Genomic DNA, 26,154 nt, shown 5'->3' with positions numbered 1-26,154 from the left:
CGCCCCGAGCTTGTCGAAGGGCCGTCTCGGTCCGAACGGGTTGTGGGTCAGCCGCGCGCTTTGGCCGCGATGTCGGGTGTGGGCAAATGCACGTCGCCGCACTGCGCGCGGTGGCGCAGCGCGTGGTCCATCACCACCAGCGCCAGCAGTGCTTCGGCAATCGGCGTGGCGCGGATGCCCACGCAGGGGTCGTGGCGGCCTTTGGTGATGATCTCGGTGCTCTCACCCGCCACGTCGATGGTCTCGCGCGGAATCAGGATGGAGCTGGTCGGCTTGATGGCGATCGACACCTCCAGGTCTTGCCCGGTGCTGATGCCGCCGAGCACACCGCCGGCCTTGTTGGCGGCGAAACCTTCGGGCGTGAGGCTGTCGCCGTGCGTGCTGCCCTTGTCGGCCACGCTGGCAAACCCGGCGCCGATCTCCACACCCTTGACGGCGTTGAGGCCGAGCATGGCGTAGGCGATGTCGGCATCGAGCCGGTCGTACAACGGCTGGCCCAGGCCCACCGGCATGCCTTGCGCAGTCACGCGGATGCGCGCGCCACAGGAGTCGCCGCTCTTGCGCAACGCGTTCATGTAGTCCTCGATCGCAGACACGTCGGCCACGGGTGCGAAGAACGGGTTGTGGGGCACGTGGTCCCAGCTCTCGAACGGAATGACGACGTCGCCCACCTGCGTCATGCAACCCATGAAGGTGGTGCCGAATTTCTCTTTGAGCCATTTGCGCGCCACGGCGCCGGCGGCCACGGTGGGCGCGGTCAGGCGGGCCGAGCTGCGGCCACCACCGCGCGGGTCGCGGATGCCGTATTTCTGCCAGTAGGTGTAGTCGGCGTGGCCGGGGCGGAAGGTCTGGGCGATGTTGCCGTAGTCCTTGCTGCGCTGGTCGGTGTTGCGGATCAGCAGGGCGATGGGGGTGCCGGTGGTCTTGCCCTCGTACACGCCGCTGAGGATTTCCACCGCGTCGGGTTCGTTGCGCTGGGTGACGAACTTGCTGGTGCCGGGGCGACGGCGGTCCAGCTCGACCTGGATGTCGGCCTCGCTGAGTTCCATGCCCGGCGGACAGCCGTCGATCACGCAGCCAATGGCCGGGCCGTGGGATTCACCGAAGTTGGTGACGCAAAACAGGGTGCCGAAGGTGTTGCCGCTCATGCGCTGGATTATCCCTGAGGCCCGCTGGTGCACCGGTGGGCCAGTCTGGTGCGTGCCTTGCGCTGAAAAATGGGTCGCAAGGGCCAGCGTTGGACGGGAACATTTTGTGCTTTGCGCTGCAGTGCAGCAAATCGTTGCTGTGCAGCCCCAGAAAGGAGCACACCATGCTCGATCGCACCAGCACCCTGTTCTCGCACGTCAAAGGCACCGACAACCCCTGGGCCTCCGGTGGTCTGCGGGACTTTTTCCTCTACCGCGACCTCGGCATCGCCGCCGCCACACACGGCAAGGTGATTGCGCACCTGGTCAAGGCCAATCTGCCGCCCGAGGAAGGCACGGGCTGGCACCGGCACGAGGCGGACTTCCAGATCGTGATCATGATCAAGGGCTGGGCCAAGTTCATGTACGAGGACCAGGTGACGCTGGTGGAGGCCGGGGACTGTGTGCACCAGCGGCCGGGGATTCGCCATTACCTGTTCGACTATTCGCCCGACATGGAGTACCTGGAGATTGTTTCTCCGGCGGACTTCAAGACCATCGATGTTGAGCCGGTTTGTGAGATTCCCAAGCCTGGGGCTTGGGTTTAGGTTCGGGGTCGGGGACTTCTGGCCATGTGGGTTTGTGGGCCCCGGAGGATGGGTGCGCGGCTCCGCGAATGTCCTCCGGGGCCTTTGGCCCCTCCCCCTTGATTTCGCTGCGCCGCGCACCCATCCTCCCGGGCCTCGCCACCGTGCAGGCACTCCAACGCTGGAACACCAACCCGCTGTTGGAACGGGCGCCTGGGCGCTCTGCGCAGCGAAATCAAGGAGGAGGGGCCGCAGGCCCCGGGGGACATTCGCGGAGCAGAGCGCCCAGGTGCCCGATCCCGCGAGGTACAGCCGAGAGACGCAACGAAAGACAAAACCTCAGAACTCCGCATCCAGTTCATCGATGTCATCCGGCTCAGCCTCCGCAGCGGCCACCCACTCCTTCATCGCCGGCAGCGCCATGATGGTGTCGCAGTACGCCACACACACCTCGTCGATCGCCACCCCGTAGGTGATGAAACGCGTCACCACCGGCGCAAACATCGCGTCCGCCATGCAGGGCTTCGCGCCGAACAGGTACGGCCCGCCGTAGGTTTCCAGACACTCGGTCCAGATCGCCTCGATGCGGTCGATGTCGGTGCGCGCGCGCGACCAGAGTTTGAAGTTCGGAAAGTGGGCCTTGATGTTCATCGGCAGCGACGAACGCATGGCGCTGAAGCCCGAGTGCATCTCGCCGCAGATCGCACGGCAATGCGCACGCGCTGCGCGATCGGCCGGCAGCAAACCCGCCTTGGGCTTGATTTCGTTGAGGTATTCGCCGATCGCCAGCGTGTCCCACACATGGATGCCCTCATGCTCCAGCGCCGGCACCCGCATCGAGGCCGAGAGCAGCAGCATTTCGGCTCTCATGGCCGGATCGTCGGGGGAGATGATCTTTTCGGTGAACTCCAGCCTGGCCAGGCGCGCCATGAGCCAGCCGCGCAGGGCCCAGGCACCGTAGTTCTTGCTGCTGATCGTGAGTACCGTTGTGGCCATGCCTGCTCCTCGTAGACCCTGCGTCGTGGACCCTCCTCTCAGCAAGGGCTGTGCCACAACAGCGTCACCGTGCGCACCGGGGCGGTGCAGCACTGGCTGGCGCGTTCCTTGCCTGCAAAGCGACACGTTGTTTCAGGATGCCAACATGCTGTATCAGGCCTACCAGACCCAGTCCGACCTGCTCTCGCCGTTGCGACTCATGGCCCAGCACCTCAGTGCCTCGCTGTGGCTCCAGGACACCGAACGCAGCGTGGTGCGCAAGGTGGCCGCCGCCTGCGACGTGATCGCCCGCCTGCGCCTCACCCACTCGCGCCCGCCCTACAACATCGGCGAGGTGGTGGTGGGCGACCAGGCCGTGCCCGTGACGGAAGAAGCCGTGCTCACCCTGCCCTTCGGCACCCTGCTGCACTTCCACAAGGCGGGCGTGGAGCCGCAGCCCCCGGTGCTGCTGGTGGCGCCGCTCTCGGGCCATTTCGCCACGCTGCTGCGCGAGACCGCGCGCACCCTGCTGCAGGACCACGACGTGTACATCACCGACTGGCACAACGCGCGCGACGTGTCGCTGCGGCACGGTGGTTTTTCGCTCGACGACTACATCACCTACCTGGTGCAGTTCGCTGAGGCTGTGGGCCCGGGATGCCACATGGTGGCGGTGTGCCAGCCCTGCGTGGCGGCACTCGCGGCCACGGCGGTGATGGCCGAAGACGACCACCCGGCGCAACCCCGCAGCCTCACGCTCATGGCTGGCCCGGTGGACTGCCGCGTGAACCCGACCGAAGTGAACCGGCTCGCCACCAGCCAACCCATCGAATGGTTCGAGAAAAACCTGATCAACCACGTGCCGCTGCCGCACGCCGGCTTCATGCGCCGCGTGTACCCCGGCTTCATCCAGCTATCGGCCTTCATGGCCATGAACCCCGAACGCCACAAGCAGTCGTTCCGCAACATCTACGACCACCTGGAACACGGCCGCACCGAAGAGGCGCAGGTGATCCAGGACTTTTACGAGGAGTACCTCGCGGTCAACGACCTGCCGGCCGAGTTCTACCTGGAGACGGTGGCCAAGGTGTTCCAGACCTACGACCTGCCGCGCGGTGAGCTCACCTGGAACGGCCGCAAGGTCAACCCGGCCGCCATCCGCCGCACCGCGCTCATGACGGTGGAAGGCGAGCGGGACGACATCTGCGCCGTGGGCCAGACGGTGGCCGCGCAAGACCTGTGCAGCAGCGTGCGCCCCTACCTCAAGACGCACCACGTGCAGACCGGTGTGGGCCACTACGGCGTGTTCAGCGGACGGCGCTGGAACCAGCAGATCTACCCTCGGGTGCGCGACATGATTTCCAGCACGATGGGATGAATCTGCAGCGGCCCCCATGAAAAACGCCCCGGCTTTCGGGGCGTTTCTCATGGGGGCTGTTCAGCTCAGCGGGCCGGGGCGGCGGGCTGCGCCTCGTCTTCGGCCGGCCAGTCGCGGATGTAGGCCTTGAGCATCTGGTTCTCGAAGTTCTGGCTGTCCACCACGGCCTTGGCCACGTCGTAGAAGCTGATCACGCCCATCAGCATCTTGTTGTCCATCACCGGCATGTAGCGGGTGTGCCGCTCCAGCATCATGGGGCGCACCTGCTCCAGCTCGGTCTCGGGTGTGCAGCTCATGGGGTGGTCGTCCATCACGGTGCGCACGGTCTTCTCGCCCAAAGCGCCGCCGTTGCGCGCCAGCGTGTGGATGATTTCGCGGAAGGTGAGCATGCCCACCAGTTCACCGTGGTCCATCACGGCCAGCGAACCGATGTCGAACTGCGACATGGTCTCCACCGCGCGCTGCAGGGTTTCCAGGGGGTGGGTGGTGTAGAGCGTGCCGCCCTTGACGCGAAGGATGTCGCTGACTTTCATGGCTGGTCTCCTGTTGTGGTGGTGTCTCCAGCAGGGCTGGCATGCCCGCAATATACCCCCACAATAACGCTCAAAACCAGTGCGCGTCAGCCCCGTGCCGCGACACCGGCACACCCAGGAGACTTCCCCATGTCCGGTTATTCAGACCCAGGCTTCGACACGCTCGCGCTGCACGCGGGCGCCGCGCCCGACCCCGCCACCGGCGCGCGCGCCGTGCCGATCCACCTCACCACCTCCTTCGTCTTCGAATCCAGCGACCACGCCGCTGCGCTCTTCAACCTGGAGCGCGCAGGCCATGTGTACAGCCGCATCAGCAACCCGACCAACGCGGTGTTCGAGCAGCGCATGGCCGCGCTGGAAGGTGGCATTGGCGCCATCGCCACCGCCAGCGGCCAGGCCGCGCTGCACCTGAGCGTGGCCACGCTCATGGGCGCGGGTTCGCACATCGTCGCCAGCACCGCGCTCTACGGCGGCAGCCAGAACCTGCTGCACTACACCATGCGCCGCTTCGGCATCGAGACCACCTTTGTGAAGCCGGGTGACATCGACGGCTGGCGCGCCGCCGTGCGGCCCAACACCAAGCTCTTCTTTGGCGAGACCGTGGGCAACCCGGGGCTGGATGTGCTGGACATCCCCACCGTGTCGCAGATCGCGCACGAGGCCGGCGTGCCGCTGCTGGTGGACTCGACGCTCACCACGCCCTACCTCATCAAACCCTTCGAGCTCGGTGCCGATCTGGTCTACCACTCGGCCACCAAGTTTCTCAGCGGCCACGGCACCGTGATCGGTGGCGTGGTGGTGGACGCGGGCAGCTTCGACTGGGAGAAGTCGGGTCGCTTCCCCGAGCTCACCGAGGCCTACGCGGGCTTCCACAACATGGTCTTCAGCGAAGAAAGCACGGTGGGCGCCTTTCTGCTGCGCGCGCGGCGCGAAGGCCTGCGCGATTTCGGCGCCTGCCTCTCACCGCACAGCGCCTGGCTGATCCTGCAGGGCATCGAGACGCTCTCGCTGCGCATGGACCGCCACATGGGCAACACCGAAAAGGTGGTGCAGTTCCTGGCCAGCCACCCGCTGGTGAGCCGCGTGGGCCACCCGCTGCTGGAGAGCCACCCCAGCCATGCGCTGGCGGGCAAGCTGCTGCGCTTTGGCGCCAAGGGCGCGGGCTCGGTGTTCAGCTTCGACATCCGGGGCAGCCGCGAGCAGGGCAAGGCCTTCATCGAAGCGCTCAAGATCTTCAGCCACCTGGCCAACGTGGGCGACTGCCGCTCGCTGGTGATCCACCCGGCCAGCACCACCCACTTCCGCATGAGCGACGAAGCGCTGGCGGCTGGCGGCATCGGGCCGGGCACGATCCGGCTGTCCATCGGTCTGGAAAATGCAGACGACCTGATCGACGACTTGAAGCGCGCCTTGAAGGCCGCAGAAAAGGCAGGTGCGTGATGATCATCAACGTCAATGGTGCCCCCACCTACTGCTACACCGGCGGCAAGCCGTTCGATGCTGCCAAGCCCACCGTGGTGTTCATCCACGGCGTGCTCAACGACCACAGCGTCTGGATCCTGCAGAGTCGCTACCTCGCCCACCACGGCTGGAACGTGCTCGCGGTGGACCTGCCGGGCCACTGCAAAAGCGAGGGCGAGGCGCCTGCGTCGGTGGAAGCAGCAGCCGACTTCGTGGCCGCGTTGCTCGACGCGGCGGGCGTGCAGAAAGCCGCGCTGGTCGGCCACAGCTGGGGTTCCCTCATTGCGCTGGAAGCGGCCGCGCGCCTGAAAGAGCGCGTGAGCCACCTCGTGCTGGTGGGCGTGGCCTACCCCATGAAGGTGTCGCCCGCACTGATCGAAGCCTCGCTCAACGAGCCCGAAAAGGCGCTCAAGATGGTCAACGTGTTTTCACGCAGCACCCTGGCCGCGCCTCCCTCCGCACTCGGACCGGGCACCTGGGTCTATGGCGCGAGCATGGCACTGGGTCGCCGGGTGCTGCGCAGCAACACAAAGGTCAATGTGTTTCACCGTGGCTTCGTGGCCTGCGACAGCTACGCCGGCGGTGAATCGGCCGTGGCGCAGCTCACCTGCCCGGTGCTCTTCCTGCTGGGTGGGCAAGACCAGATGACGCACCCCAAAGCCGCACAAGGTTTGATTACTGCAGCCAAGGCGAAGGGCTTGCGCGTGCTGGTCACCAGTGTGCCGGTAGGTCACCACCAGATGACCGAAGCACCCGAAGAATCCCTGGTGGCGATGCGCAGCTTCCTCGCTACCTGAAACGGCAGCAGGCTACTTCACACACTGCAACTGGCTGGTGTCCTTGCTGGAAGCGGGTGGCACGGTGATCACGCAGGAGATGGCGCCGCACATGCAGTGCACCACGCTCGCCCCACCCGTGACCACCAGCGTGGGGGCAGAGCACTGGCAAGCGGGCGCCGACATGACGCTCTGGGACAGGGCCGGCGCGGTCTGGAGCGAGAGCACCAGCGCCCCAATGGAAAGTCGAGACATGCAGGAAGCCATGAAGTTCTCCTTGGTTCAACAACGCCACCATCAGCGCAGCCGTTCATGCTACGCCGCTGCCACCCCGTCTCGACCATGACCTTCGACATCACACCGGCCATGACGCCGGCCCAAGCCCGCGAGATGGCTGCGACGTTCGACCTCCGTGCGCTGCAGCCCGCGTTCCTGGCCAACCCCTACCCGGTCTATGCCGCCCTGCGCGAACGCGAACCGGTGCGCCGCATGCCCGACGGATCGGTGTTCCTCACGCGATGTGCCGACCTGATGGCGGTGTACCGCGATGCGCAGACCTTCAGCTCCGACAAGCAGGTCGAGTTCGCGCCCAAATACGGCGTGGACTCGGCGCTGTTCGAGCACCACACCAACAGCCTGGTGTTCAACGACCCGCCGCTGCACACCCGCGTGCGCCGGCTGATCATGGGCGCGCTCACGCGCCGGGCCATTGCCGACATGGAGCCGGGCCTCATCGCCCTGGTCGACAGCCTGCTGGACTCGCTGGCCGAGCGCGGCGGTGGTGACCTGATCGAAGACTTCGCCTCCGCGATTCCGGTGGAGATCATCGGCACCCTGCTGGATGTGCCGCATGCAGACCGCGGTCCGCTGCGCGACTGGTCGCTCGCGATCCTGGGCGCGCTGGAGCCCACCATCACGCCGGTGCAGCAAGCCCTGGGCAACCAGGCCGTGACCGACATGCTGGGCTACCTGCGAACGCTGGTGCTGCAGCGCAGGCAGCGCCCCGGCGACCCGGAACGCGACGTGCTCACGCGGCTGATCCAGGGCGAAGCTGGCGGTGAGCAGTTGAGCGAGGTGGAGCTCCTGCAGAACTGCATCTTCCTGCTGAACGCCGGCCACGAGACCACCACCAACCTGATCGGCAACGGCCTCATCGCGCTGCAGGAGCACCCGCAGGCCCGCCAGTTTCTGCACACAGCGTTGAAGCAAACCGAGGGCGATGCGGCGGCGCAGGAGATGGTGCTCAGCCGCGCGGTGGACGAGTTCCTGCGCTTCGAATCGTCCAACCAGCTGGGCAACCGGCGCGCCGTCAAAGACACGCAGGTGGGCGGTGTGGACCTGCCCGCCGGCACGCTGGTGACCCTGTGCATCGGCGCGGCCAACCGGGACCCGGCGCAGTTCACCGACCCCGAAGTGATGGACCTCGCGCGCGAGAACAACAAACACCTGGCCTTCGGCTTCGGGATCCACCAGTGCGCGGGCCTGAGCCTGGCGCGGCTGGAGGGGCGCGTCGCCATCGGGCGCTTTCTGCAGCGCTTTCCCGATTTCAAGCTGACCGAAGCGCCGGTGCGCGGTGGCCGGGCCCGGTTTCGCGGCTTCCTCCGCGCGCCCTTCGCGGTGCGCTGAGCGGCGCGTCAGCCGGACGCGACCGAAGGCCCTTCGAGCATTTCCTGCGCCATCGACGGCACGGGCGTGGACGCCAGCGCCTGCGCCAGCGTGAGCCTGGCCCAGTGGCTTTCCGACCAGAAGCGCGTCGTGTTGGGTTGACGCGCCAGCAGCAGGCGTTCCACCAACGGCGCCATCAGCGTGTCGCCCGGCGCCACCAGCAAAACGTAGCGCTCACCGTCCTCGTCCAGCCGGCCCAGCCAGTCCAGCGCGACCAGCGCGGCCACAGGCTCCTCCAGCTGCAAGGCATCGACGCGCAGCACCTGGGCCAGAGCCTCCAGGCTCAGGCCCTTGGGTGCGGTGTCGCGCGCGGTGTCCAGCTGCTCCAGCACCTCCAGCGCCAACTGAAAGCTCCACCCCGGCGTGTCGCCGCGCCGGGCAATGCCCGACAGGAGGCTGGGCAGGTAGGCCGAAACCACCGCACCCAGCAGCACGATCACCCAGGCCACGTAAAACCACACCAGCAAAATCGGCACGGTGGCAAAGGTGCCGTACACCACCGAATACGTGGGCACCTGCGCGAGGTACCAGGCCAGCAGCTTCTTGGCCAGCTCCAGCCCGGTGGCCACAAAGATGCCGCCGATGAGCGCGTGGCTCCAGCGCACCCGCGTGTTGGGCACGTAGCGGTAGAGCGCGGCAATGCCGCCGGTGAGCAAGGCAAACTGCACGGTGTCCAGCAGAAAACGCACACCACCGGGCAGGCCAGAGACCACGCCGCGCGACGCGGTGACGGCGTAGGTGGTCACCGTCAGGCTGCCAGCCAGCAGCAGCGGCCCCAGCGTGAGCACCGCCCAGTACACCAGCACCCGCTGCGTGAACGAACGGGGCTGGCGCACGCGCCAGATGTCGTTGAGCTTGCGGTCGATGGTGAGGATCAGGGCGAGCGCCGTGACCAGCAGCACCAATGCGCCGGCCCAGCCGATCTGCCCGGCCTTGCCGGCAAACTGGTTGAGGTAGCTGAACACCTGCTTGGCAATGTCGGGCGGCACCAGGCTTTGCACCAGCCAGCGCTGCAGCGTGACCTGCAGCCGGTCGAACATGGGAAACGCGCTGAAGATGGCCAGCGCCACGGTGAACAGTGGTACCAGCGAGATGGTGGTGGTGAACGTGAGGCTGCTGGCGGTGATGCCCAGCCGGTCTTCGCGGAAGCGCTCGCGCAGGGTGATGGCGGTGTTGGCCCAGGGGAAGTTCAGGGCGTCGCGCCACAGGCCGCGTGCGAGGGATTCCAGGGCCCGCAGGCGCTCTTTGAAGGTCATCCCGGTATCATGCCACCTGCTTTTTCCCGCCCGCCATGCCCGACATCTCCTCCCCCCCCAACCCCGACGCCCTCCTTGCCCAAGGAGATTCGGCGCGCGCCGTCAACGCCACCCGTTGGCTCGCCGTGGGCAGCCTGCTGGGCCTGATCGTGCTGGGCTTCCTGTGGGAAATGTGGCTGGCCCCGCTGCGCGAAGGTGGTTCGTGGCTGGTGCTCAAGGTGCTGCCACTCACGATCCCGCTGGCTGGCCTGTTGAAAAACCGCATGTACACCTACCGCTGGGTCAGCCTGATCGTGTGGCTGTATTTCACCGAGGGCGTGGTGCGCGCCACCAGCGACACCGGCCCGTCGGTGTGGCTGGCGGTGATCCAGACGCTGCTGTGCGTGGCGCTGTTCGTGGCCTGTGCGCTGCACGTGCGGATCCGCCTGCGGGCCGCGGGCAAAGAGGCGGTGGCGGCCGACGTGGCCAGTGCCAACGCCGCAGCCCAGCCATGAACCCACAACACGCCGAGCTGCTGGCCGGGTTGCGCCAGACCGTCGGTTCGCCCAACGTGCTCACGCACGACGATCCCGCCACGGACCTCTCGGCCTGGGAACAAGACTGGCGCAAGCGATCACACGGCCGAGCCCTCGCCGTGGTGCGACCGGGCAACACCGCCGAGGTGGCCGCCGTGGTACGCGCCTGCGTGGGCGCGGGCGTGTCCATCGTGCCGCAGGGCGGCAACACCGGCCTGGTGGTCGGCTCGGTGCCCGACGCATCGGGCACGCAAGTGGTGCTGAATCTCATGCGTATGAACACCGTGCGCGCCATCGACCCGGCCAACCTCACCATGACGGTGGATGCCGGCTGCGTGCTGCAGACCTTGCAGGACACCGCAGAAAAAGCCGGCTTTCTGTTTCCCCTGAGCCTGGCGGCCGAAGGCAGTTGCAGCATCGGCGGCAACCTGGCGACGAATGCCGGCGGCACACAGGTGGTGCGCTACGGCAATGCGCGCGATCTCTGCCTGGGCCTGGAGGTGGTGACCGCGCAAGGCGAGGTGTGGCAGGGCCTGAGTGGCCTGCGCAAGGACAACACCGGCTACGACCTGCGCGACCTGTTCATCGGCAGCGAAGGCACGCTGGGCGTGATCACCGCGGCCACGCTCAAGCTCTACCCATTGCCCGCTGCGCAACTCACCGCCTGGGCCGCCCTGCCCACGCTGGACGCCGCCGTGGCCCTGCTCGGCCTGGCCCACCAGCACCTGGGCGCAGGACTGACCGGGTTTGAAGTCATGGGCCAGTTCGCGCTGAGTCTGGTGGACAAACACATGCCGCAGTTGCGCGTGCCGCTGTGGCAAGACACGCCCTACTGCGTTCTCCTCGAAAACAGCGACAGTGAATCCGAAGAACACGCGCGGACCCAGTTCGAGCGCCTGCTGGAAACCGCCTTCGAACAAGGCCTGGTGACCGACGCCGTGGTGGCCGAGAGCCTGGCGCAGGCGCACGCGCTCTGGCACATCCGCGAAAGCATTCCGCTCGCGCAGGCCGAAGAAGGTCTGAACATCAAGCACGACATCAGCATCCCGGTCTCGCACATCCCGGCCTTCTGCGCCGAGACCGATGCCCTGCTGCAGCGCGAGATCCCCGGCGTGCGGCTGGTGAATTTTGGCCACCTCGGCGACGGCAACCTGCACTACAACGTGCAGGCGCCCGAGGGCGGCGATGCCAAGAAATTCCTGAACGAGCAGGAAACGCACGTGAACACGCTGGTCTTCGACGCGGTGGCGCGCTACCATGGATCGATCAGCGCCGAGCACGGCGTGGGCAGCCTCAAGGCCGACCACCTGCCCCACTACAAGGACCCGGTTGCACTGGGTCTGATGCGGGCCATCAAGCAGGCGCTGGACCCGCACAACCTCATGAATCCCGGCCGCGTCCTCACACCATGAAGTCCCGAACCCTGCTGCGTTGTCTGCTGGCGCTGGCGCTCACCGCCTCGGTGACTGCGCACGCGGTGGACGCGGCGCAGCGCCAGGCTTGGCGCGAACAAGCGCAGGGTTTCGAGCACGGCGAAGGCGTGAAGCGCGACACCGAAGCCGCCATCCGCCTGTATTGCCAGGCCGCGCTGGCCGGCGACGCAACGTCTGCCTACAACCTCGGCTGGATCTACGCCAATGGCCGTGGCGTGGAACGCCACGACGGCTACGCGGCCCACTGGTTCGCGCGCGCCGCGCTGTTGGGCGACGCCCACGCCGAGAGCATGTTCAAGCGCCTGGACACCCCGGCCGACAAGCCCGAGTGTGTGCAACAGGCCGAGCGGACCGAGTTGCAAAAAGCCACCGAAGCCCAGCAGGCGGCCGAAGCCCAGGCCATCGCCACGCGTTACCAGCAACTGGTGGACACGCCCGAAGAGCGGCGCATCATGAAGATCGTCTACAAGCTCGCGCCGCAGTTCGGCATCCAGCCCGGCCTGGCGTTTGCGGTGATCCGCGCCGAGTCCAACTTCAATGTGAACGCGCTGTCCGACAAAAACGCGCAAGGTCTGATGCAGCTCATCCCCGAAACGGCCGAGCGTTTCAGCGTGCGCAAGCCGTTCGACGCCGAGCAGAACATCCGCGGTGGCCTGTCTTACCTGCGTTGGCTCCTGGCCTATTTCAGGGGCGATGTGCCTTTGGTGCTGGCCGCCTACAACGCCGGCGAAGGCACGGTCGACCGCTTCCGTGGCGTGCCGCCCTACCCCGAGACCCAGGGCTACATCAAACGCATCCAGCAGGTGTTTTCGCTGCAGCACCATCCGTTCGACGCCCGCATCACCTCCCCTTCGCCGGCCCTGCCCCCGCGCCTCCCATGACCCGTCCCATCCGCTCCCAATACGAAGACTTCATGCGCCACGTCTTCACCATGGGCGTGCAGAAAACAGACCGCACCGGCACCGGCACCACCAGCGTGTTCGGCCACCAGATGCGCTTTGACCTGAACGAAGGCTTCCCGCTGGTGACCACCAAAAAGGTGTTCACCAACGCCATCATCGTGGAGTTGCTGTGGTTCCTGCGCGGCGACAGCAACGTGAAGTGGCTGCAGGAACGCGGCTGCACCATCTGGGACGAATGGGCGCGCGACGACGGCGACCTGGGCCCGGTCTACGGCGTGCAATGGCGCAGTTGGCCCACACCCGACGGCGGCCACATCGACCAGATCGCCGAGGTGGTCAAGCAGCTCAAGACCAACCCGGATTCGCGCCGCATCATCGTGAGCGCCTGGAACGTGGCCGACCTGAACAAGATGGCGCTGATGCCTTGCCACGCGTTCTTCCAGTTCTACGTGGCGCCGGCCACCGAGCCGGGTGGGCGCGGCAAGCTGAGCTGCCAGCTTTACCAGCGCAGCGCCGACATCTTTCTGGGTGTGCCCTTCAACATCGCCAGCTACGCGCTGCTCACCCACATGGTGGCGCAGCAGTGCGACCTGGACGTGGGCGACTTCATCTGGACCGGCGGCGACTGCCACATCTACAGCAATCACCACGAACAGGTGGAACTGCAGCTCTCGCGCCAGCCCATGGCCTACCCGACGCTGCACATCAAGCGCCGCCCGGCCAGCATTTTCGATTACGAGTTCGAGGACTTCGAGGTGCAGGGCTACGAACACCACGCGGCCATCAAAGCGCCCGTGGCTGTGTGATCCCGGCGTGATCAACCGCCGCCAACTGTGGGCGCTGCTGGCGCTCACGCTCATGTGGGGCGTGAACTGGCCCATGATGAAGCTCTCGCTGCAGGAGCTCTCGCCCCTGTACTTCCGCGCCAGCACCATGCTGCTGGGCGCGCTGTGGTTGTTTGTGTATGTGGCTCGGCGTGGGGAACGCATGTGGCCGGCGCGGGCGGAGTGGGCCACCATTGCCTGGCTCGGCCTGCCCAACGTCCTGGGCTGGCACACGCTGTCCATCTTCGGCGTGAAAGAGCTGGCCTCGGGCCGCGCGGCCATCCTGGGATTCACCATGCCGATCTTCACCGTGCTGATCGGCGCGGCCTTTTTTGGTGAGCGCATCACCCCCCGCGTGCGCGTGGCGGTGGTGTGCGCCGGCATCGCCATCGGCCTGCTGCTGTGGCACGAACTGCAAAGCCTGAGCGGTCGGCCCGTGGGCATTGCCTGGATGCTGGGCGCGGCCTTCTGCTGGGGACTGGGCACGCTGATGTTTCGCCGCGCGCACTTCACGCTCTCGCCCATGGTGGTCACGGTGTGGATGCTGCTGCTGGGCAGCGCGGTGGTGTGGGCGCTCGCGCTGGCGCTGGAGCCGCTGCCCCGTCCATCGGATTTTTCTGCCCCCATGTGGATCAGCCTGCTGTACGGCGTGTTCATCAACTACGGCGTGGCACAACTGATCTGGTTCGGCATGGCGCGCGACCTGCCGCCGGCCACCAGCGCCATGAGCGTGATGGCCATCCCATTGGTGGGCACGCTGAGTGCTACCTTCATCGTGGGCGAGGTGCCGCATTGGCAGGACTGGATGGCCATCGGTTTCGTGATGATGGCGATCGCCAGCGTGCTGCTGCCAGCGCGCACCGCACGGCCAGGCTCGGGTCCGGCGGCACAATAGCGGTATGCCCGCCACCGCACCGCACCCTCCGCGCCTCCACCTGATCTTCGCGCGCGCCGCCAACGGCGTGATCGGGCGCGACAACACCCTGCCCTGGCACCTGCCGGAGGACCTCGCCCACTTCAAACGCACCACGCTCGGCAGCCCCGTGATCATGGGCCGCAAGACCTGGGATTCGCTGCCGCCCCGGTTCAGACCGCTGCCTGGCCGGCTGAACATCGTCGTCACGCGCAACGCGCAGTGGAAGGCCGAGGGCGCCTTGCGCGCCGGCTCGCTGCAGGAGGCCGTGTCACGCTGCCCACCCGAGGCCGACGCGTGGGTGATCGGCGGGGCGCAGTTGTATGCAGCGGCCGAGCCGCTGGCGCAGCGCGCCGTGATCACCGAGATCGACCAGGCCTTTGATGGCGACGCCTGGGCACCCACCTTTGGTCCGGCCTGGGTGGAGACCACCCGGGAAACGCATGTGGCCGCCAGCGGCCTGCGCTACGCTTTTGTCACCCTGGAACGCCGGTCATGAGCTACGCCGTCAAGGAAATGTTCTACACGTTGCAAGGCGAAGGCCTGCGCGCAGGCCGGCCCGCGGTGTTCTGCCGTTTTGCGGGCTGCAATCTCTGGAGTGGTCGCGAGGAAGACCGCGAACGCGCGGTCTGCCGGTTTTGCGACACCGACTTTGTCGGCACCGACGGCGTGCAGGGCGGCAAATTCGCCGAAGCGTCCGCGCTGGCAGAACAAGCCGCAACGCTGTGGCCGGCCGGTCAGGGGCACCGCTACATCGTGCTCACCGGCGGCGAGCCGCTGCTGCAGGTGGACTCTGCATTGATCGGCGCGCTGCACGCCGAAGGCTTCGAGATTGCACTGGAGACCAACGGCACGCTGCCGGTCCCTCCAGGGATCGACTGGATCTGCGTGAGCCCCAAGGCCGGCGCCGACTGGGTGCAGCGCAGCGGCCACGAACTCAAACTGGTGTGGCCACAGCCGGCCTTGCTGCCCCAACAAGTGCAGGCACAGACCGACCTGCACTTCGACCACTGGCTGCTGCAACCCATGGATGGCCCCGAGCGCGGCGCCAACACACGCAGCGCCATCGACCATTGCCAACAACATCCGCACTGGCGCCTGTCGCTGCAGACGCACAAGATCCTCGACATCCCATGACCCCATCCACCACCGGCGTGCACGAACTGTCGCAGCGCTTTTATTTCGAGGCTGCCCACACACTGCGCCGGGAAGTCGAGGCCGAAGGCAGCCGCCGCGTGCACGGCCACACCTACGAGGCCGAAGTGACCGTGCGCGGCACGCCGGACGTCCAGGGCATGGTGATCGACCTGGGACGGCTCAAGGCCGAGATCGCGCTGGTGCGCGATCGGCTGGACCACCATTTCCTCGACGAGGTGGCCGATCTGGGCATCCCCACGCTGGAAAACCTCTGCAGTTACATCCGCCGCCACCTCGCACCCACCGTGCCAGGACTGTGCGCCATCATGATCGAACGCCGGGCCAGTGGTGACCGCTGCGCGCTGCGCTGGTAACAAGGAACATGAGAAACCCCATGCAAATCGCCACCTGGAACATCAACTCGCTCAACGTGCGCCTGCCTCAGGTGCTCGAATGGCTGGCCGCCAACCCGGTGGACGCGCTCGGGCTGCAGGAGCTCAAGCTGGTGGATGAAAAATTCCCTTTCGATGCGCTGCGGGAGATCGGGTACCACGCGGCAGCCTTTGGCCAGAAGACCTACAACGGCGTGGCCATACTCAGCCGCACACCGCTGCGCGATGTGGTGCGCAACATCCCCGGCCACACCGATGAGCAGGCCCGCGTGATCGCGGCAACGCTGGACACCCCCAATGGCCCGCTGCGCCTGGTGAACTGTTACTTCGTCAACGGGCAGGAGCCCGGCAGCGAGAAGTTTGCCTACAAGCTCCAATGGCTGGCCGCGCTGCACCGCTGGATCGCCGAAGAAATGCAGGCCCATCCCCGTCTGGTGCTGGTGGGCGACTTCAACGTCGCCCCCGAAGACCGCGACTCTTTCGACCCGGTGGGCCTGAAAGACACCATCCACCACACGGTGGAAGAGCGCGCCCACTTTCAGGCGCTGCTCGGGTTGGGTCTCACCGACGCGTACCGGATGTTCGAGCAGCCCGAAAAGAGCTACTCGTGGTGGGACTACCGCATGTTGGGCTTCCAGAAAAACCGGGGCCTGCGCATCGACCACATCCTGGTGAGCCAGGCGCTGCGCGACAGTGTGAAGGCCTGCACCATCGACCGCGCACCCCGCAAGAACCCGCAACCCAGCGACCACGCGCCGGTGGTGGTCACTCTAGATTGAGTTCTTGAATTTTCCGGGTGATCGTGTTGCGACCGATGCCCAGCTTGTGCGCCGCCTCGATGCGGCGGCCCCGCGTGTTGACCAGCGCAGTCTGGATCAGCCTGGTCTCGAAACGCCGGGTGAGCACGTCCCAGACGTCGGTGCGACCTTCTTCGAGCAGGGCCATGGCCTCGGCCTGAAGCCCGGACTCCCAGGCGGGCGCCGAAGACAGGTGCGTGGTGGCCAGCGCGGGTGCGTGATCGGTCACGGCCGTTGCGACAGCACCGAGGTGCAACACCTCCGACAGCGCCGCGGCCACCGGCGCAGCCACCGTGACCGGGGCTGCAAACGCCTGCGTGGTCGCGGTGTCTGGCACCACGGCGAGTGATGGCACCGACGCGCCCGCCATGGCCAGCACCTCGGGGGGCAGATCCTTGAGTTCGATCACCTGCGCGGGCGCCATCACGGTCAGCCAGTGGCACACGTTTTCCAGCTGGCGCACGTTGCCCGGGAAATCGAACGTGCCGAGCAGGCGGATGGCGGCCTCGGAAATGCGCTTGGGCTCCACCCCGAGCTGCTTGGCGCTTTGCTGGAGAAAAAACCGCGTGAGCATGGGCACGTCTTCACGTCGCTCGCGCAGGGCCGGCAGGCGCAGGCGGATCACGTTGAGGCGGTGGAAAAGGTCCTCGCGGAACACGCCCTCCTTCACGCGCTGCTCCAGGTTCTGGTGGGTGGCGGCAATCACGCGCACGTTGGCGCGCACCGCGCTGTGCCCACCCACGCGGTAGAAATGCCCGTCGGACAACACGCGCAGCAAACGCGTCTGCAGGTCAAACGGCATGTCACCGATCTCATCCAGGAACAGCGTGCCCCCATCGGCCTGCTCGAAGCGGCCGCGGCGCATGGTCTGCGCACCGGTGAAGGCGCCGCGCTCATGGCCGAAGAGCTCGGACTCCAGCAAATCCTTGGGAATGGCGGCGGTGTTGATGGCCACGAAAGGGCCGGCGGCGCGGGGTGAGTGCTTGTGCAGCGCGCGCGCCACCAACTCCTTGCCCGAGCCCGATTCACCGGTGATCAGCACCGTCACCTGGCTCTGGCTCAAGCGCCCGATGGCACGAAACACGTCCTGCATGGCGGGCGCCTGGCCCAGCATCTCGGGCGCGGCGGTCATGCGTTCTTCGGCCACCTCTTCGCGCTGGCTCTCTTCCACCGCGCGGCGGATCAGCTCCACCGCCTTGGGCAGATCGAACGGCTTGGGCAGGTATTCAAAGGCACCACCCTGGAAGGCCGACACCGCGCTGTCGAGGTCGGAAAACGCCGTCATGATGATCACCGGCAAACCGGGCAACATGGCCTTGACCTTCTCCAGCAGTTCCAGACCAGAGCCACCGGGCATGCGGATGTCGCTCACCAGGATTTGCGGGCCTTCGCTCTCGGGTGTGTCCGTCAGGGCCTTGAGCACGTCCTGCGGGTTGGTGAAGCTGCGTGTGGGCAGGTTCTCGCGCAACAGCGCTTTTTCAAGCACGAAGCGGATCGATTGATCGTCGTCCACTATCCAGATCGGCTTCATGTTGGTGTCGTCCCTTCTTGTGGCGCAGCGCTCGGCAATGGTTTCTGGGTTCTAGGGCAAGGGGATGAGGATCTTGAAGTCCGTGCATCCCGCCACGCTCTCACACTCGATCAATCCATGGTGCTGCTGCACGAAGGTTTGCGCCAGCGTGAGCCCCAGGCCAGAACCGCCATCACGCCCCGACACAAGCGGGAAAAAGATGCGGTCCTTGATCGAGTCTGGAACGCCAGGCCCGTTGTCGATCACATGCAATTCCAGTGCCAGGCGGTAGCGCTGTTTGCCGAAGGTCACTTGCCGCCCCACGCGGGTCTTGAAAACGATCTGCGCGTCGCCCGCCGCCATGCGATCGGCCAGCGCTTGCGCCGCGTTGTGCGCGATGTTGAGCACCGCCTGGATCAGCTGCTCGCGGTCACCGCGAAACTCGGGAATGGATGCGTCGTAGTCGCGCACCACGCGCAGCCCCTTGGGAAACTCGGCCAGGATCAGCGAGCGCACCCGCTCGCAAACCTCGTGGATGTTCACATCCCCCACCACATGCGGGCGTCGGTGCGGCGCGAGCAGTCGGTCCACCAGCGACTGCAGCCGGTCGGCCTCGTGGATGATGACCTGCGTGTATTCGATGAGCTCGCGCGAATCCAGCTCCATCTGCAGCAGCTGCGCGGCGCCCCGGATACCGCCCAGCGGGTTCTTGATCTCGTGCGCGAGGTTGCGGATGAGTTCTTTGTTGGCCTGGGCCTGGTCGATCAGACGCTCTTCCCGCTCCTGGCGGGCTTGCTGCTCCAGCGGCAACAACTCGACCACCACCTCGCCCTTGCTCTCGGTCTGCGCCACCACCACGTGCACCGGCAAGGCCTCGTGGTTCACCCGCTTGAGCCAGGCGTCGTATCGCAGGGCGGCAAACTCGTTGCCCCGTGCGCCATTGAGCGCACTGTCCAGCAAGGCGGGCTCGGTGAAGCAGTCTTGAAACAGGCTGTGGGCGATGCTGCGCCGGGACGTGCCCAACGCGTCTTCCAGCGCCGCGTTGGCATACAGCACATGCCCCTCCGCGTCGACCACCGCCACCAGTGTGGCCAGCAAGTCCAGCGATTGAAAACGGCCCGACAAAGGCGCTGTGCCCTTTTTCGAGCCGCTCATCTCGCGGCGTTGCCCGACGCACCGGGCAATCGACCCAGCTCCCGCTGCAGGCCGGCCACATCGCTCTCGGCCCGCGTCACCGCGGCCTTGAGTTCGGCCACGCGATCCAGGTAGCGCTGGTAGTTGCGCGACTCGATGCCCTGCTTCTCGGGCTCGCCATTGGCGTACGCCTTTCGCGCTTGCGCCAGCCGCTCTTCGGCCTTGCGCAACTCCGTTTCCAGGATGGCTTTGGCATCGCTGTCGCGCGCGCGCTGGGCGCTCGGGTCGACGCGATCATTGCCGCTGCGCGTGGTGGCCGTGGTGTTGGCTGGGGGAGTGCGGGTTGCCGGTGCCGGCTTGACGCCCTCCACGATCGTGATGTTTCCACCTTCCATCGGCGTGCAGTTGCGGCTTTTGGCCACCTGGGCGTTGTTGGTGTATTCGTTACCGCATCGGTAAATGCGTTCCTGGGCCTGGGCGGGCAGGCTGCTCAGCAGCACGGCACCGGCGACGAGGCCAGGAACAAAAGAAAAATGCAGAGGGGACATGGGCACGAGGTCTCCGTTGGGTCGACGCGGCAAGACTGCGCCGTTCATCTCAAATCAGTATGACGGAAAAGCCTTTGAAAAGTGCCGCCGCCGGCCCCGTTCACAGGGCCAGATGTCGCACCAAAACAAAAAGGGACGGCTTGCGCCGTCCCTCGTCTGCAGGTTCGCCCGGTCAAACCGGGCGGTCCATCACAGGCTGTAGTACATGTCGAATTCGACGGGGTGTGGTGCCATGCGGAAGCGCGTGACTTCGCCCATCTTCAGTTCGATGTAGGCATCCAGCATGGAGTCGGTGAAGACGCCACCCTTGGTCAGGAAACTGCGGTCGTTGTCGAGGTACTCCAGCGCCTGGTCGAGGCTGTGGCACACGGTCGGCACCAACTTGTCTTCCTCGGGCGGCAGGTGGTACAGATCCTTGGTGGCGGCTTCGCCCGGGTGGATCTTGTTTTCCACGCCGTCCAGACCGGCCATCATCAGTGCCGAGAAGCACAGGTAGGGGTTGGCCGATGGATCGGGGAAACGCGCCTCGATGCGGCGGCCCTTGGGGTTCGCCACGTACGGAATGCGGATCGAAGCCGAGCGGTTGCGGGCCGAGTAGGCCAGCTTCACCGGGGCTTCGAAGCCAGGCACCAGGCGCTTGTACGAGTTGGTGCCGGGGTTCGTGATGGCGTTGAGCGCGCGGGCGTGCTTGATGATGCCGCCGATGTAGTACAGGGCGAAATCGCTCAGGCCGGCGTAGCCGTCGCCCGCGAACAGGTTCTTGCCGTCTTTCCAGATCGACTGGTGCACGTGCATGCCGGAACCGTTGTCACCAGCGTAAGGCTTGGGCATGAAGGTCGCGGTCTTGCCGTAGGCATTGGCGACGTTCCACACCACGTACTTGAGCACCTGCGTCCAGTCGGCGCGCTCGACCAGCGTGCTGAACTTGGTACCGATTTCGTTTTGGCCTGCGCCTGCCACTTCGTGGTGGAACACTTCGACCGGAATGCCCAGCGATTCGAGGATCAGGGACATCTCGGCGCGCATGTCTTGCGTGCTGTCGACCGGGGGCACGGGGAAGTAGCCGCCCTTGACGGTGGGACGGTGGCCACGGTTGCCGCCTTCGAGCTTGGCGCCGCTGTTCCAGGGAGCTTCGTACTCTTCGATCTCGCACATCACGCGGCCGGGTTCGTTGCTCCAGCGCACGCCGTCGAAGATGAAGAACTCAGGCTCTGGTCCGAAGTAGGCGGTGTCGCCCAGGCCGGAGGCCTTGAGGTAGGCCTCGGCGCGCTTGGCGATCGAGCGGGGATCGCGGTCGTAGGCCTTGCCGTCACCCGGCTCGATCACGTCGCACTGCAGGAACAGCGTGGTTTCTTCGAAGAAAGGATCGATGTTGGCGGTGTTGGAATCGGGCATGAGCTGCATGTCCGAGGCTTCAATGCCTTTCCAGCCAGCGACCGAAGAACCGTCGAACGCGTGGCCCGAGGTGAATTTGTCTTCGTCGAAGTGGGACACGGGCACGGTGACGTGCTGCTCTTTGCCCCGGGTGTCGGTGAAACGGAAGTCAACGAACTTGACGTCGTTGTCCTTCACCATCTGCATCACGTCTGCGACGGTCTTGGCCATCAAATACTCCTGTAGCTGGGTGAGTGAAAAGTGAAATTGTCTCGGGATTGAAGCAGTATCTGTGCCAAATGCCATTCGGTTTCACCCGAACGGGGCATCTGCCTTCAAACGCGCGGTGATTATCGCGCAGGCCATGCGCCATAAAGGGTCGCAACCCAGTTCAGGACCGGAACCTTGACCCTCAGCGAGGCGCAAAAACCGATCAATGGGTCAAATGCACTTGGTTGGTGCATATCGACACGATGGCACCATGGTTGGGCATGTCAGTTACGCACCAATTCGGGGCCCAATTGGGCGCCATGCCGTTGAAGCCCCACCAGCAGGCTCGCGAAGGCATCGGCCACCGCTGCAGAACCGCCCTTGACGCCCAGCTCGATGTGCCGCCCGTACGTGGGATGGTCAACGCTGGGCAGGCTGAACACCTTGACCGGGTGCTCTCGCTCGATTTCTTCCATCAGAGGCGTCAACGCCGCCTCCATGGCGCCCATGACGATCACGGAGCGCTCCAGCGACGCACCACGCTGATGCAAATGTGCGCAGCGGTGGTCCAGGACCCATTCGATCATCGGCCATGCCATGACCGGGAAGCCGGGCACAAAGTGGACCTCGGCGCCGCCAGGTCCCGTGCAGCTGAATCCCGGGATCTTGTTGTACGGGTTCTCGATGATGGTGGAGCCCACGGGGAACACGCCCATGTTGTAGCGGTGCACGTTGTCGGGTCGCTGCGGGTCGAAGACCTCACCCTGCTCCGCCGCCACATCGCGCATGCGCGACTCGATCAAGACCTTCGCCTGGGGATGCAAGGCCAGCTCCACCCCAAGCGCGGCCGCAGCGCACTGGCGGGTGTGATCGTCGGGTGTGGCGCCGATGCCACCGCACGAAAACACGATGCCCGGCTGCGCAAACGCGTCGCGCAGGTTGGCCGTGATGCTGCGCCGGTCGTCGCCCACAAACCTGGCCCACGACAGCGACATGCCGCGCGAACCGAGCAACTCGATGACCTTGGCCAGGTGTTTGTCCTGACGTTTGCCCGACAGGATTTCGTCGCCAATGATGATCAGGCCGATGGCGGGTGTCATGTGGTGGTCTCCGGTCCATGGATTCGTCTTGTGTCGTCCAGCTTGCCCGCCGCGCCCCCATGCCCCGGATCGGCGTCCAGCACCTCCACGGGCACCACCGCACGCAGGCGCTGCAGTGCTGCAAGGGCGTAGTGAGCGAACCAGAGCGAGGCGAACGCGAACACAAGCGTGTAGATCCAGATCGCCAGCGGCACCAGCAGCGGCGCCATGGCGATGAACATGGCGCCCGATGCCCACAACAGGCTCGGCGCAGCGCCCAGGTAACCGCTGAGCACCCCCATCAGCAACAGGCTGCCGCGGTGGTCCTTCAAGATGGCTTTGCGCTCATCGCTGCTGGCGTGCGTGGCCAGCGCATCGAACGCAAAAACGCGGTAGGTGAGCCAACCCCAGATCAACGGCGGCAGGATCAGAACGAGGGGTGGAACCAGCCACAGCGGCATGGAGATGACGAGCGCGACGATGGCCAGCAACGTGGACCCCAAAGACCAGAACACGCTGACCACCAGCGACCCCCCGTGCTTGCGCTCCAGGCCTGCAAAGCGGCGCTGCCCGACCAGATCCACCATGGCCGGCGTCATGAACATCGCCACCAGCAACAAGCACAACAACACGATCACAGGCGTGGCGAGCACGAGCACCAGCAGCGGCGCAAACACGCTCCGCAGGGCACCCAGGCCGATCTGGTCCAGCCAGGCCAGCAAGGCCTCGACCAGTTCGAACGAAGCCAGCCACGCAGCGACCGAAGCCACCGCACCTTCCCAGAAAAAGTAGCCCAGACCGAAAGAGAGCACGACCATCAGGATCAACGGCAAGAACGACAGGGCGATCACGCGGGGATGAACGCAGTACGCCACCGCCCGCCAGAATGAATCAAGCAACAAGGTCATCGCCTGAGAATACAGCCAAACAAAGTCAACGACGGCCGCTGCGCAGTGGGCCATGGATCACGTGGAAGACAACATCAAGCGGTCGCCGCCGCTAGCATCGGGCAGATGAACCACCTTGTCGTTGCGGGCCTGGCGCTCGAAGTGGCCCACATTCCGGGTCCAGCCGATCGGGCACCGCTCGTGTTTCTGCATGAAGGCCTGGGCAGCGTCTCGCAGTGGCAGCAGCGCGGTCGCCACTGGCCTGCCGAGATCTGCGCGGCGAGCAGCCGCGCCGGCTGGATGTACTCAAGGCGCGGATACGGACAGTCCGACCCGGTCGAGGACGTGCGGGGCGCGCCGGGACGAAACGGGCCATGGCACACCGGGCGCCACGAACCCGACTACATGCATCTCGAAGCCAACGAAGTGCTGCCGCAAGTGCTTGCGCAACTGGGTGTGTCGCGCCCGGTGCTGGTGGGGCACTCCGACGGCGCCACCATCGCGCTGCTGCATGCCGCCCGGCACGACGTGGCGGGCTGCGTGGCCATGGCACCTCACGTGTTTGTGGAAGACGTGTCGCTGACCGCCATTGCCCAAGCGAAACACCAGTATCTGGCCGACCCCGGCAGCGCAGGCTCCTTGCGACAACGTCTGGCCCGTCACCACAAGAACGTCGACAACGCCTTCTGGCAATGGAACGATGTCTGGCTCAGCGAAGCCTTTCGAGCGTTCGACATCCGCGAAGAAATGCGCTCGATCACCGCGCCGTTGCTGCTGGTGCAAGGCGTTGACGACGAATACGGCTCGATGGAGCAGATCAGTTCGATCGAAACAGCCCATGCCCAGATCACTCGACTTGCACTGGTTCGGTGCGGGCACAGCCCGCACCGGGACCAGCCAGATCGGTTGACCGAAGCGGTTCAGCGCTTCCTGACACCGCTCGCCTGACCGCCGGTTCGCAGATACCCCCTTTGTGGGATGTACGAACGTCCAGCGGGTGTGCACAATCCAGGGTGTGTGTGAAGTGGAACAAATGGCGCACGCCGCGGCGCGCAAACCCCAAGAAATTCACACCTTCTTCGTGTATCGAACTTGCAAATTCCCCGCAATGGGCGGCAACTGCATACACTTTGATACAAATCGACGACACCCCTTCTCGACCCATGACCGACTGGACCAACCCCTGGCTGCTTGCAGCGCTGGTGCCTGCCTTGCTGGCACTCGGCGCGCTGCTGCATCGCCTCTGGGCTGACCGACAGGCCAGGGAGCGCAGGCGGATTCCCAAACACTGGCCGCTGAGCACGCGCGCGCTGGCCAACAGCGAAGAAGCCCGGGTCTGGCACTGGCTGGCGAGGGCTTTCTACGATCACCACGTGATGATCAAACTCCCGGTGACGCGCTTCACCCTGCCCCGAGACCGGGAGCAAGGCATGGAGTGGTACAAGCTGCTGGGCGGCGTGTACTGCACCTTCACCGTGTGCCGTTCTGACGGTCGCGTGCTGGGATGCCTCGATGTCCCCGGCAGCGCCGGTTTGCCGCGCAGCACGCGAGCGTTGAAACATTCGCTGCTGACCCAATGCGGGCTGCCTTACTGGGTGGTGCGCTCCAACAGCCTGCCCACGGTGGCCGAGATCCGTGCAGAGTTCCTGGGCGAATCTGCGCTGAACCAATCCATGCGCGAACGCGAAATGGAAGAGCGGGCCATCATCGCCGCGCAGGCCAATCTGCGCACCGTCCTGACGCGCCAGCGCAACACGAGAGCGAGCGATTTTTCACCCCTGTCCACCTGGCCCAACAGCACCACCGGCGAACCTCGAAGCGATTTCAACTCGCAGTGGCAGGAGAATTCGTTCCTCATGCCGCTGGACAGCCGCAAAGGCGATTTGCTCTGATCCGCCCTGCGGGCTTGGGACACTGGCTTCAGCCCGAGGCTTTCCCGGTGAGTGAAGTGACCTCTTCCCCGGTCAACCAGCGCCAGTGACCGGGCATGAGTCCGTCGGTCAATGAAAGCACCCCCACAGACGAACGGTGCAGGGCCTCGACCCGGTTGCCAACCGCCGCCACCATGCGCTTGACCTGGTGGTACTTGCCTTCGGTGAGCGTCAGTTTCAGGTGGAACTCCCCTTCGGCGGAGCAGGCCTGCGCCTTCACCGGCTTGGGGTCGTCGTCCAGCACCACGCCAGCCAGCAGGCGATGGACCTGCTTTTCGTCCAGCGGATGCTTGACCTGCACCTCGTACACCTTGGGCACATGGTGGCGCGGCGATGTCAACCGGTGAATGAACTTGCCGTCATCCGACATCAACAGCAGTCCCGTGGTGTCCTGGTCCAGGCGGCCGACCGCCTGCACACCCGCCGCCGCGCCACCACCGCGGGTGCGCAACGGACCTGGCAACAACGTGTAGACGCTGGGGTAAGTGCTGGGCTTTTGCGAGCACTCGAAGCCTGCGGGTTTGTGCACCATCAGGTATGCCCGCTCGTGGTAAGCCCAGCGCTCGCCTTGCACATGAAACATCAAACCCTCTTGCTCGAACATGTCGGTGGGGTCGCTGCAGATCCGCGGCCCCGCGCTGTCCTCCACCTTCACCAAACCTTGCTGGATGAGTCCGCAGCAGATCCGGCGCGTGCCAAAGCCCTGTGAAAAAAGAATGTCCTGCATTTGCATCATGGTGCGGGAATTGTCGCTGCTCTGCCGGGCTCCAAAATGCCATCCCACACGGAAGCCCCGCCACATGCCTGTCC

General features: G+C 65.6%; 28 protein-coding genes. 16 read left to right on the top strand and 12 right to left on the bottom strand.

Translation table 11 applies throughout. The annotated features are described in order from the left end of the window. Positions 1-47: 47 nt before the first annotated feature. On the bottom strand, positions 48-1,148 hold the full coding sequence (gene aroC, locus Q1W68_RS03265; protein WP_300715579.1) for a chorismate synthase: 1,101 nt from the start codon (positions 1,146-1,148) through the stop codon (positions 48-50). Positions 1,149-1,312: 164 nt separating this feature from the next. On the opposite strand from aroC, the gene Q1W68_RS03260 reads away from it, so the two are divergent. Next, positions 1,313-1,735 (top strand): cupin domain-containing protein, encoded by a 423-nt coding sequence (locus Q1W68_RS03260; RefSeq protein WP_300715578.1) that lies wholly within the window; start codon positions 1,313-1,315, stop codon positions 1,733-1,735. A gap of 318 nt (positions 1,736-2,053) precedes the next feature. On the opposite strand, the gene Q1W68_RS03255 is transcribed toward Q1W68_RS03260, so the two are convergent. Beyond that, positions 2,054-2,710: a glutathione S-transferase gene (locus Q1W68_RS03255; protein WP_300649785.1), complete on the bottom strand. Its 657-nt coding sequence runs from the start codon at positions 2,708-2,710 to the stop codon at positions 2,054-2,056. Positions 2,711-2,855: 145 nt separating this feature from the next. Between Q1W68_RS03255 and phaZ the strand changes: the two genes are divergently transcribed. Beyond that, the gene (gene phaZ, locus Q1W68_RS03250) at positions 2,856-4,067 is read left to right on the top strand and encodes a polyhydroxyalkanoate depolymerase (protein ID WP_300715576.1); all 1,212 of its coding nucleotides are present in this window, start codon (positions 2,856-2,858) and stop codon (positions 4,065-4,067) included. A 65-nt stretch (positions 4,068-4,132) separates the two neighbouring features. On the opposite strand, the gene Q1W68_RS03245 is transcribed toward phaZ, so the two are convergent. Beyond that, positions 4,133-4,600: a CBS domain-containing protein gene (locus Q1W68_RS03245; RefSeq protein ID WP_300654479.1), complete on the bottom strand. Its 468-nt coding sequence runs from the start codon at positions 4,598-4,600 to the stop codon at positions 4,133-4,135. 129 nt (positions 4,601-4,729) lie between these two features. Between Q1W68_RS03245 and Q1W68_RS03240 the strand changes: the two genes are divergently transcribed. After that, on the top strand, positions 4,730-6,040 hold the full coding sequence (locus Q1W68_RS03240; protein WP_300654476.1) for an O-acetylhomoserine aminocarboxypropyltransferase: 1,311 nt from the start codon (positions 4,730-4,732) through the stop codon (positions 6,038-6,040). Then, positions 6,040-6,858 (top strand): alpha/beta hydrolase, encoded by an 819-nt coding sequence (locus Q1W68_RS03235; RefSeq protein WP_300659857.1) that lies wholly within the window; start codon positions 6,040-6,042, stop codon positions 6,856-6,858. The genes Q1W68_RS03240 and Q1W68_RS03235 overlap by 1 nt, the downstream gene beginning before the upstream one ends. Positions 6,859-6,870: 12 nt before the next feature. Here the strand turns inward: Q1W68_RS03235 and Q1W68_RS03230 are convergent, their stop codons facing one another. Further along, positions 6,871-7,104, bottom strand: a complete 234-nt coding sequence (locus Q1W68_RS03230) for a hypothetical protein (RefSeq protein ID WP_300653932.1) — start codon at positions 7,102-7,104, stop codon at positions 6,871-6,873. A 75-nt stretch (positions 7,105-7,179) separates the two neighbouring features. Here Q1W68_RS03230 and Q1W68_RS03225 point away from each other — a divergent pair, with 75 nt between their 5' ends. Further along, positions 7,180-8,463: a cytochrome P450 gene (locus tag Q1W68_RS03225; protein ID WP_300653929.1), complete on the top strand. Its 1,284-nt coding sequence runs from the start codon at positions 7,180-7,182 to the stop codon at positions 8,461-8,463. Between the two features lie 8 nt (positions 8,464-8,471). On the opposite strand, the gene Q1W68_RS03220 is transcribed toward Q1W68_RS03225, so the two are convergent. After that, positions 8,472-9,758: a YihY family inner membrane protein gene (locus Q1W68_RS03220; protein ID WP_300715575.1), complete on the bottom strand. Its 1,287-nt coding sequence runs from the start codon at positions 9,756-9,758 to the stop codon at positions 8,472-8,474. Between the two features lie 35 nt (positions 9,759-9,793). Between Q1W68_RS03220 and Q1W68_RS03215 the strand changes: the two genes are divergently transcribed. The 9 genes from Q1W68_RS03215 to xth are packed head-to-tail and all read left to right on the top strand — an operon-like array spanning position 9,794 to position 16,653. Beyond that, entirely contained in the window at positions 9,794-10,252 is a 459-nt protein-coding gene (locus Q1W68_RS03215) for a DUF2069 domain-containing protein (RefSeq protein ID WP_300651690.1), read from the top strand. Further along, the gene (locus Q1W68_RS03210; RefSeq protein ID WP_300715574.1) at positions 10,249-11,685 is read left to right on the top strand and encodes an FAD-binding oxidoreductase; all 1,437 of its coding nucleotides are present in this window, start codon (positions 10,249-10,251) and stop codon (positions 11,683-11,685) included. Before Q1W68_RS03215 ends, Q1W68_RS03210 begins: the two co-directional genes overlap by 4 nt. Then, the gene (locus Q1W68_RS03205; RefSeq protein WP_300715573.1) at positions 11,682-12,587 is read left to right on the top strand and encodes a transglycosylase SLT domain-containing protein; all 906 of its coding nucleotides are present in this window, start codon (positions 11,682-11,684) and stop codon (positions 12,585-12,587) included. The genes Q1W68_RS03210 and Q1W68_RS03205 overlap by 4 nt, the downstream gene beginning before the upstream one ends. Then, on the top strand, positions 12,584-13,414 hold the full coding sequence (locus Q1W68_RS03200; protein ID WP_300715572.1) for a thymidylate synthase: 831 nt from the start codon (positions 12,584-12,586) through the stop codon (positions 13,412-13,414). The genes Q1W68_RS03205 and Q1W68_RS03200 overlap by 4 nt, the downstream gene beginning before the upstream one ends. Positions 13,415-13,421: 7 nt before the next feature. Then, positions 13,422-14,327, top strand: coding sequence for a DMT family transporter (locus tag Q1W68_RS03195; RefSeq protein WP_300662397.1), 906 nt, complete (start codon positions 13,422-13,424; stop codon positions 14,325-14,327). A 4-nt stretch (positions 14,328-14,331) separates the two neighbouring features. After that, a complete protein-coding gene (locus Q1W68_RS03190) occupies positions 14,332-14,844 on the top strand; it encodes a dihydrofolate reductase (protein ID WP_300649464.1) in 513 nt (170 codons plus the stop codon). Beyond that, positions 14,841-15,482, top strand: a complete 642-nt coding sequence (gene queE, locus Q1W68_RS03185; protein WP_300649465.1) for a 7-carboxy-7-deazaguanine synthase — start codon at positions 14,841-14,843, stop codon at positions 15,480-15,482. The genes Q1W68_RS03190 and queE overlap by 4 nt, the downstream gene beginning before the upstream one ends. Next, a complete protein-coding gene (locus Q1W68_RS03180) occupies positions 15,479-15,856 on the top strand; it encodes a 6-carboxytetrahydropterin synthase (protein ID WP_300649467.1) in 378 nt (125 codons plus the stop codon). Before queE ends, Q1W68_RS03180 begins: the two co-directional genes overlap by 4 nt. A gap of 20 nt (positions 15,857-15,876) precedes the next feature. Next, entirely contained in the window at positions 15,877-16,653 is a 777-nt protein-coding gene (gene xth, locus Q1W68_RS03175; protein ID WP_300649469.1) for an exodeoxyribonuclease III, read from the top strand. Here xth and ntrC read toward each other — a convergent pair. From ntrC to Q1W68_RS03145, 6 genes are all read right to left on the bottom strand, one after another. Beyond that, entirely contained in the window at positions 16,640-18,202 is a 1,563-nt protein-coding gene (ntrC, locus tag Q1W68_RS03170) for a nitrogen regulation protein NR(I) (RefSeq protein WP_300649470.1), read from the bottom strand. The genes xth and ntrC overlap by 14 nt on opposite strands. Before the next feature lie 51 nt (positions 18,203-18,253). Next, complete coding sequence (gene glnL, locus Q1W68_RS03165; protein WP_300649472.1) at positions 18,254-19,336, bottom strand: nitrogen regulation protein NR(II); 1,083 nt, start codon at positions 19,334-19,336, stop codon at positions 18,254-18,256. Beyond that, positions 19,333-19,863: a hypothetical protein gene (locus Q1W68_RS03160; protein WP_300649474.1), complete on the bottom strand. Its 531-nt coding sequence runs from the start codon at positions 19,861-19,863 to the stop codon at positions 19,333-19,335. The genes glnL and Q1W68_RS03160 overlap by 4 nt, the downstream gene beginning before the upstream one ends. 189 nt (positions 19,864-20,052) lie before the next feature. After that, positions 20,053-21,468: a type I glutamate--ammonia ligase gene (glnA, locus tag Q1W68_RS03155; protein WP_300662389.1), complete on the bottom strand. Its 1,416-nt coding sequence runs from the start codon at positions 21,466-21,468 to the stop codon at positions 20,053-20,055. A gap of 263 nt (positions 21,469-21,731) precedes the next feature. Continuing rightward, a complete protein-coding gene (locus tag Q1W68_RS03150) occupies positions 21,732-22,547 on the bottom strand; it encodes a molybdopterin-binding protein (RefSeq protein WP_300653105.1) in 816 nt (271 codons plus the stop codon). Continuing rightward, positions 22,544-23,434: an EI24 domain-containing protein gene (locus tag Q1W68_RS03145; protein ID WP_300653106.1), complete on the bottom strand. Its 891-nt coding sequence runs from the start codon at positions 23,432-23,434 to the stop codon at positions 22,544-22,546. The genes Q1W68_RS03150 and Q1W68_RS03145 overlap by 4 nt, the downstream gene beginning before the upstream one ends. 105 nt (positions 23,435-23,539) lie before the next feature. Here Q1W68_RS03145 and Q1W68_RS03140 point away from each other — a divergent pair, with 105 nt between their 5' ends. Continuing rightward, positions 23,540-24,361 (top strand): alpha/beta hydrolase, encoded by an 822-nt coding sequence (locus tag Q1W68_RS03140; RefSeq protein ID WP_300662387.1) that lies wholly within the window; start codon positions 23,540-23,542, stop codon positions 24,359-24,361. 215 nt (positions 24,362-24,576) lie between these two features. After that, entirely contained in the window at positions 24,577-25,305 is a 729-nt protein-coding gene (locus Q1W68_RS03135; RefSeq protein ID WP_300648289.1) for a hypothetical protein, read from the top strand. 28 nt (positions 25,306-25,333) lie between these two features. On the opposite strand, the gene Q1W68_RS03130 is transcribed toward Q1W68_RS03135, so the two are convergent. Then, positions 25,334-26,077 (bottom strand): 16S rRNA pseudouridine(516) synthase, encoded by a 744-nt coding sequence (locus tag Q1W68_RS03130; RefSeq protein ID WP_300648318.1) that lies wholly within the window; start codon positions 26,075-26,077, stop codon positions 25,334-25,336. Positions 26,078-26,154: the final 77 nt, after the last annotated feature.

The sequence above is a fragment of the Hydrogenophaga sp. genome (assembly GCF_030158645.1).
In the GTDB taxonomy this organism is placed as follows: domain Bacteria; phylum Pseudomonadota; class Gammaproteobacteria; order Burkholderiales; family Burkholderiaceae_C; genus Hydrogenophaga.
This window is presented reverse-complemented; position numbering and strand designations above follow the sequence as displayed.

Bases quoted from the DNA above. Each gene is read 5' to 3' on its own strand.
- Q1W68_RS03145 (WP_300653106.1), bottom strand. From the start codon at position 23,434: ATGACCTTGTTGCTTGATTCATTCTGGCGGGCGGTGGCGTACTGCGTT.
- Q1W68_RS03220 (WP_300715575.1), bottom strand. From the start codon at position 9,758: ATGACCTTCAAAGAGCGCCTGCGGGCCCTGGAATCCCTCGCACGCGGC.
- Q1W68_RS03130 (WP_300648318.1), bottom strand. From the start codon at position 26,077: ATGCAAATGCAGGACATTCTTTTTTCACAGGGCTTTGGCACGCGCCGG.
- Q1W68_RS03180 (WP_300649467.1), top strand. From the start codon at position 15,479: ATGACCCCATCCACCACCGGCGTGCACGAACTGTCGCAGCGCTTTTAT.
- Q1W68_RS03200 (WP_300715572.1), top strand. From the start codon at position 12,584: ATGACCCGTCCCATCCGCTCCCAATACGAAGACTTCATGCGCCACGTC.
- glnA (WP_300662389.1), bottom strand. From the start codon at position 21,468: ATGGCCAAGACCGTCGCAGACGTGATGCAGATGGTGAAGGACAACGAC.
- Q1W68_RS03190 (WP_300649464.1), top strand. From the start codon at position 14,332: ATGCCCGCCACCGCACCGCACCCTCCGCGCCTCCACCTGATCTTCGCG.
- queE (WP_300649465.1), top strand. From the start codon at position 14,841: ATGAGCTACGCCGTCAAGGAAATGTTCTACACGTTGCAAGGCGAAGGC.
- Q1W68_RS03235 (WP_300659857.1), top strand. From the start codon at position 6,040: ATGATCATCAACGTCAATGGTGCCCCCACCTACTGCTACACCGGCGGC.
- phaZ (WP_300715576.1), top strand. From the start codon at position 2,856: ATGCTGTATCAGGCCTACCAGACCCAGTCCGACCTGCTCTCGCCGTTG.
- Q1W68_RS03135 (WP_300648289.1), top strand. From the start codon at position 24,577: ATGACCGACTGGACCAACCCCTGGCTGCTTGCAGCGCTGGTGCCTGCC.
- aroC (WP_300715579.1), bottom strand. From the start codon at position 1,148: ATGAGCGGCAACACCTTCGGCACCCTGTTTTGCGTCACCAACTTCGGT.
- Q1W68_RS03225 (WP_300653929.1), top strand. From the start codon at position 7,180: ATGACCTTCGACATCACACCGGCCATGACGCCGGCCCAAGCCCGCGAG.
- Q1W68_RS03160 (WP_300649474.1), bottom strand. From the start codon at position 19,863: ATGTCCCCTCTGCATTTTTCTTTTGTTCCTGGCCTCGTCGCCGGTGCC.
- Q1W68_RS03210 (WP_300715574.1), top strand. From the start codon at position 10,249: ATGAACCCACAACACGCCGAGCTGCTGGCCGGGTTGCGCCAGACCGTC.
- ntrC (WP_300649470.1), bottom strand. From the start codon at position 18,202: ATGAAGCCGATCTGGATAGTGGACGACGATCAATCGATCCGCTTCGTG.
- Q1W68_RS03215 (WP_300651690.1), top strand. From the start codon at position 9,794: ATGCCCGACATCTCCTCCCCCCCCAACCCCGACGCCCTCCTTGCCCAA.
- Q1W68_RS03140 (WP_300662387.1), top strand. From the start codon at position 23,540: ATGAACCACCTTGTCGTTGCGGGCCTGGCGCTCGAAGTGGCCCACATT.
- Q1W68_RS03260 (WP_300715578.1), top strand. From the start codon at position 1,313: ATGCTCGATCGCACCAGCACCCTGTTCTCGCACGTCAAAGGCACCGAC.
- glnL (WP_300649472.1), bottom strand. From the start codon at position 19,336: ATGAGCGGCTCGAAAAAGGGCACAGCGCCTTTGTCGGGCCGTTTTCAA.
- xth (WP_300649469.1), top strand. From the start codon at position 15,877: ATGCAAATCGCCACCTGGAACATCAACTCGCTCAACGTGCGCCTGCCT.
- Q1W68_RS03230 (WP_300653932.1), bottom strand. From the start codon at position 7,104: ATGGCTTCCTGCATGTCTCGACTTTCCATTGGGGCGCTGGTGCTCTCG.
- Q1W68_RS03205 (WP_300715573.1), top strand. From the start codon at position 11,682: ATGAAGTCCCGAACCCTGCTGCGTTGTCTGCTGGCGCTGGCGCTCACC.
- Q1W68_RS03255 (WP_300649785.1), bottom strand. From the start codon at position 2,710: ATGGCCACAACGGTACTCACGATCAGCAGCAAGAACTACGGTGCCTGG.
- Q1W68_RS03240 (WP_300654476.1), top strand. From the start codon at position 4,730: ATGTCCGGTTATTCAGACCCAGGCTTCGACACGCTCGCGCTGCACGCG.
- Q1W68_RS03150 (WP_300653105.1), bottom strand. From the start codon at position 22,547: ATGACACCCGCCATCGGCCTGATCATCATTGGCGACGAAATCCTGTCG.
- Q1W68_RS03245 (WP_300654479.1), bottom strand. From the start codon at position 4,600: ATGAAAGTCAGCGACATCCTTCGCGTCAAGGGCGGCACGCTCTACACC.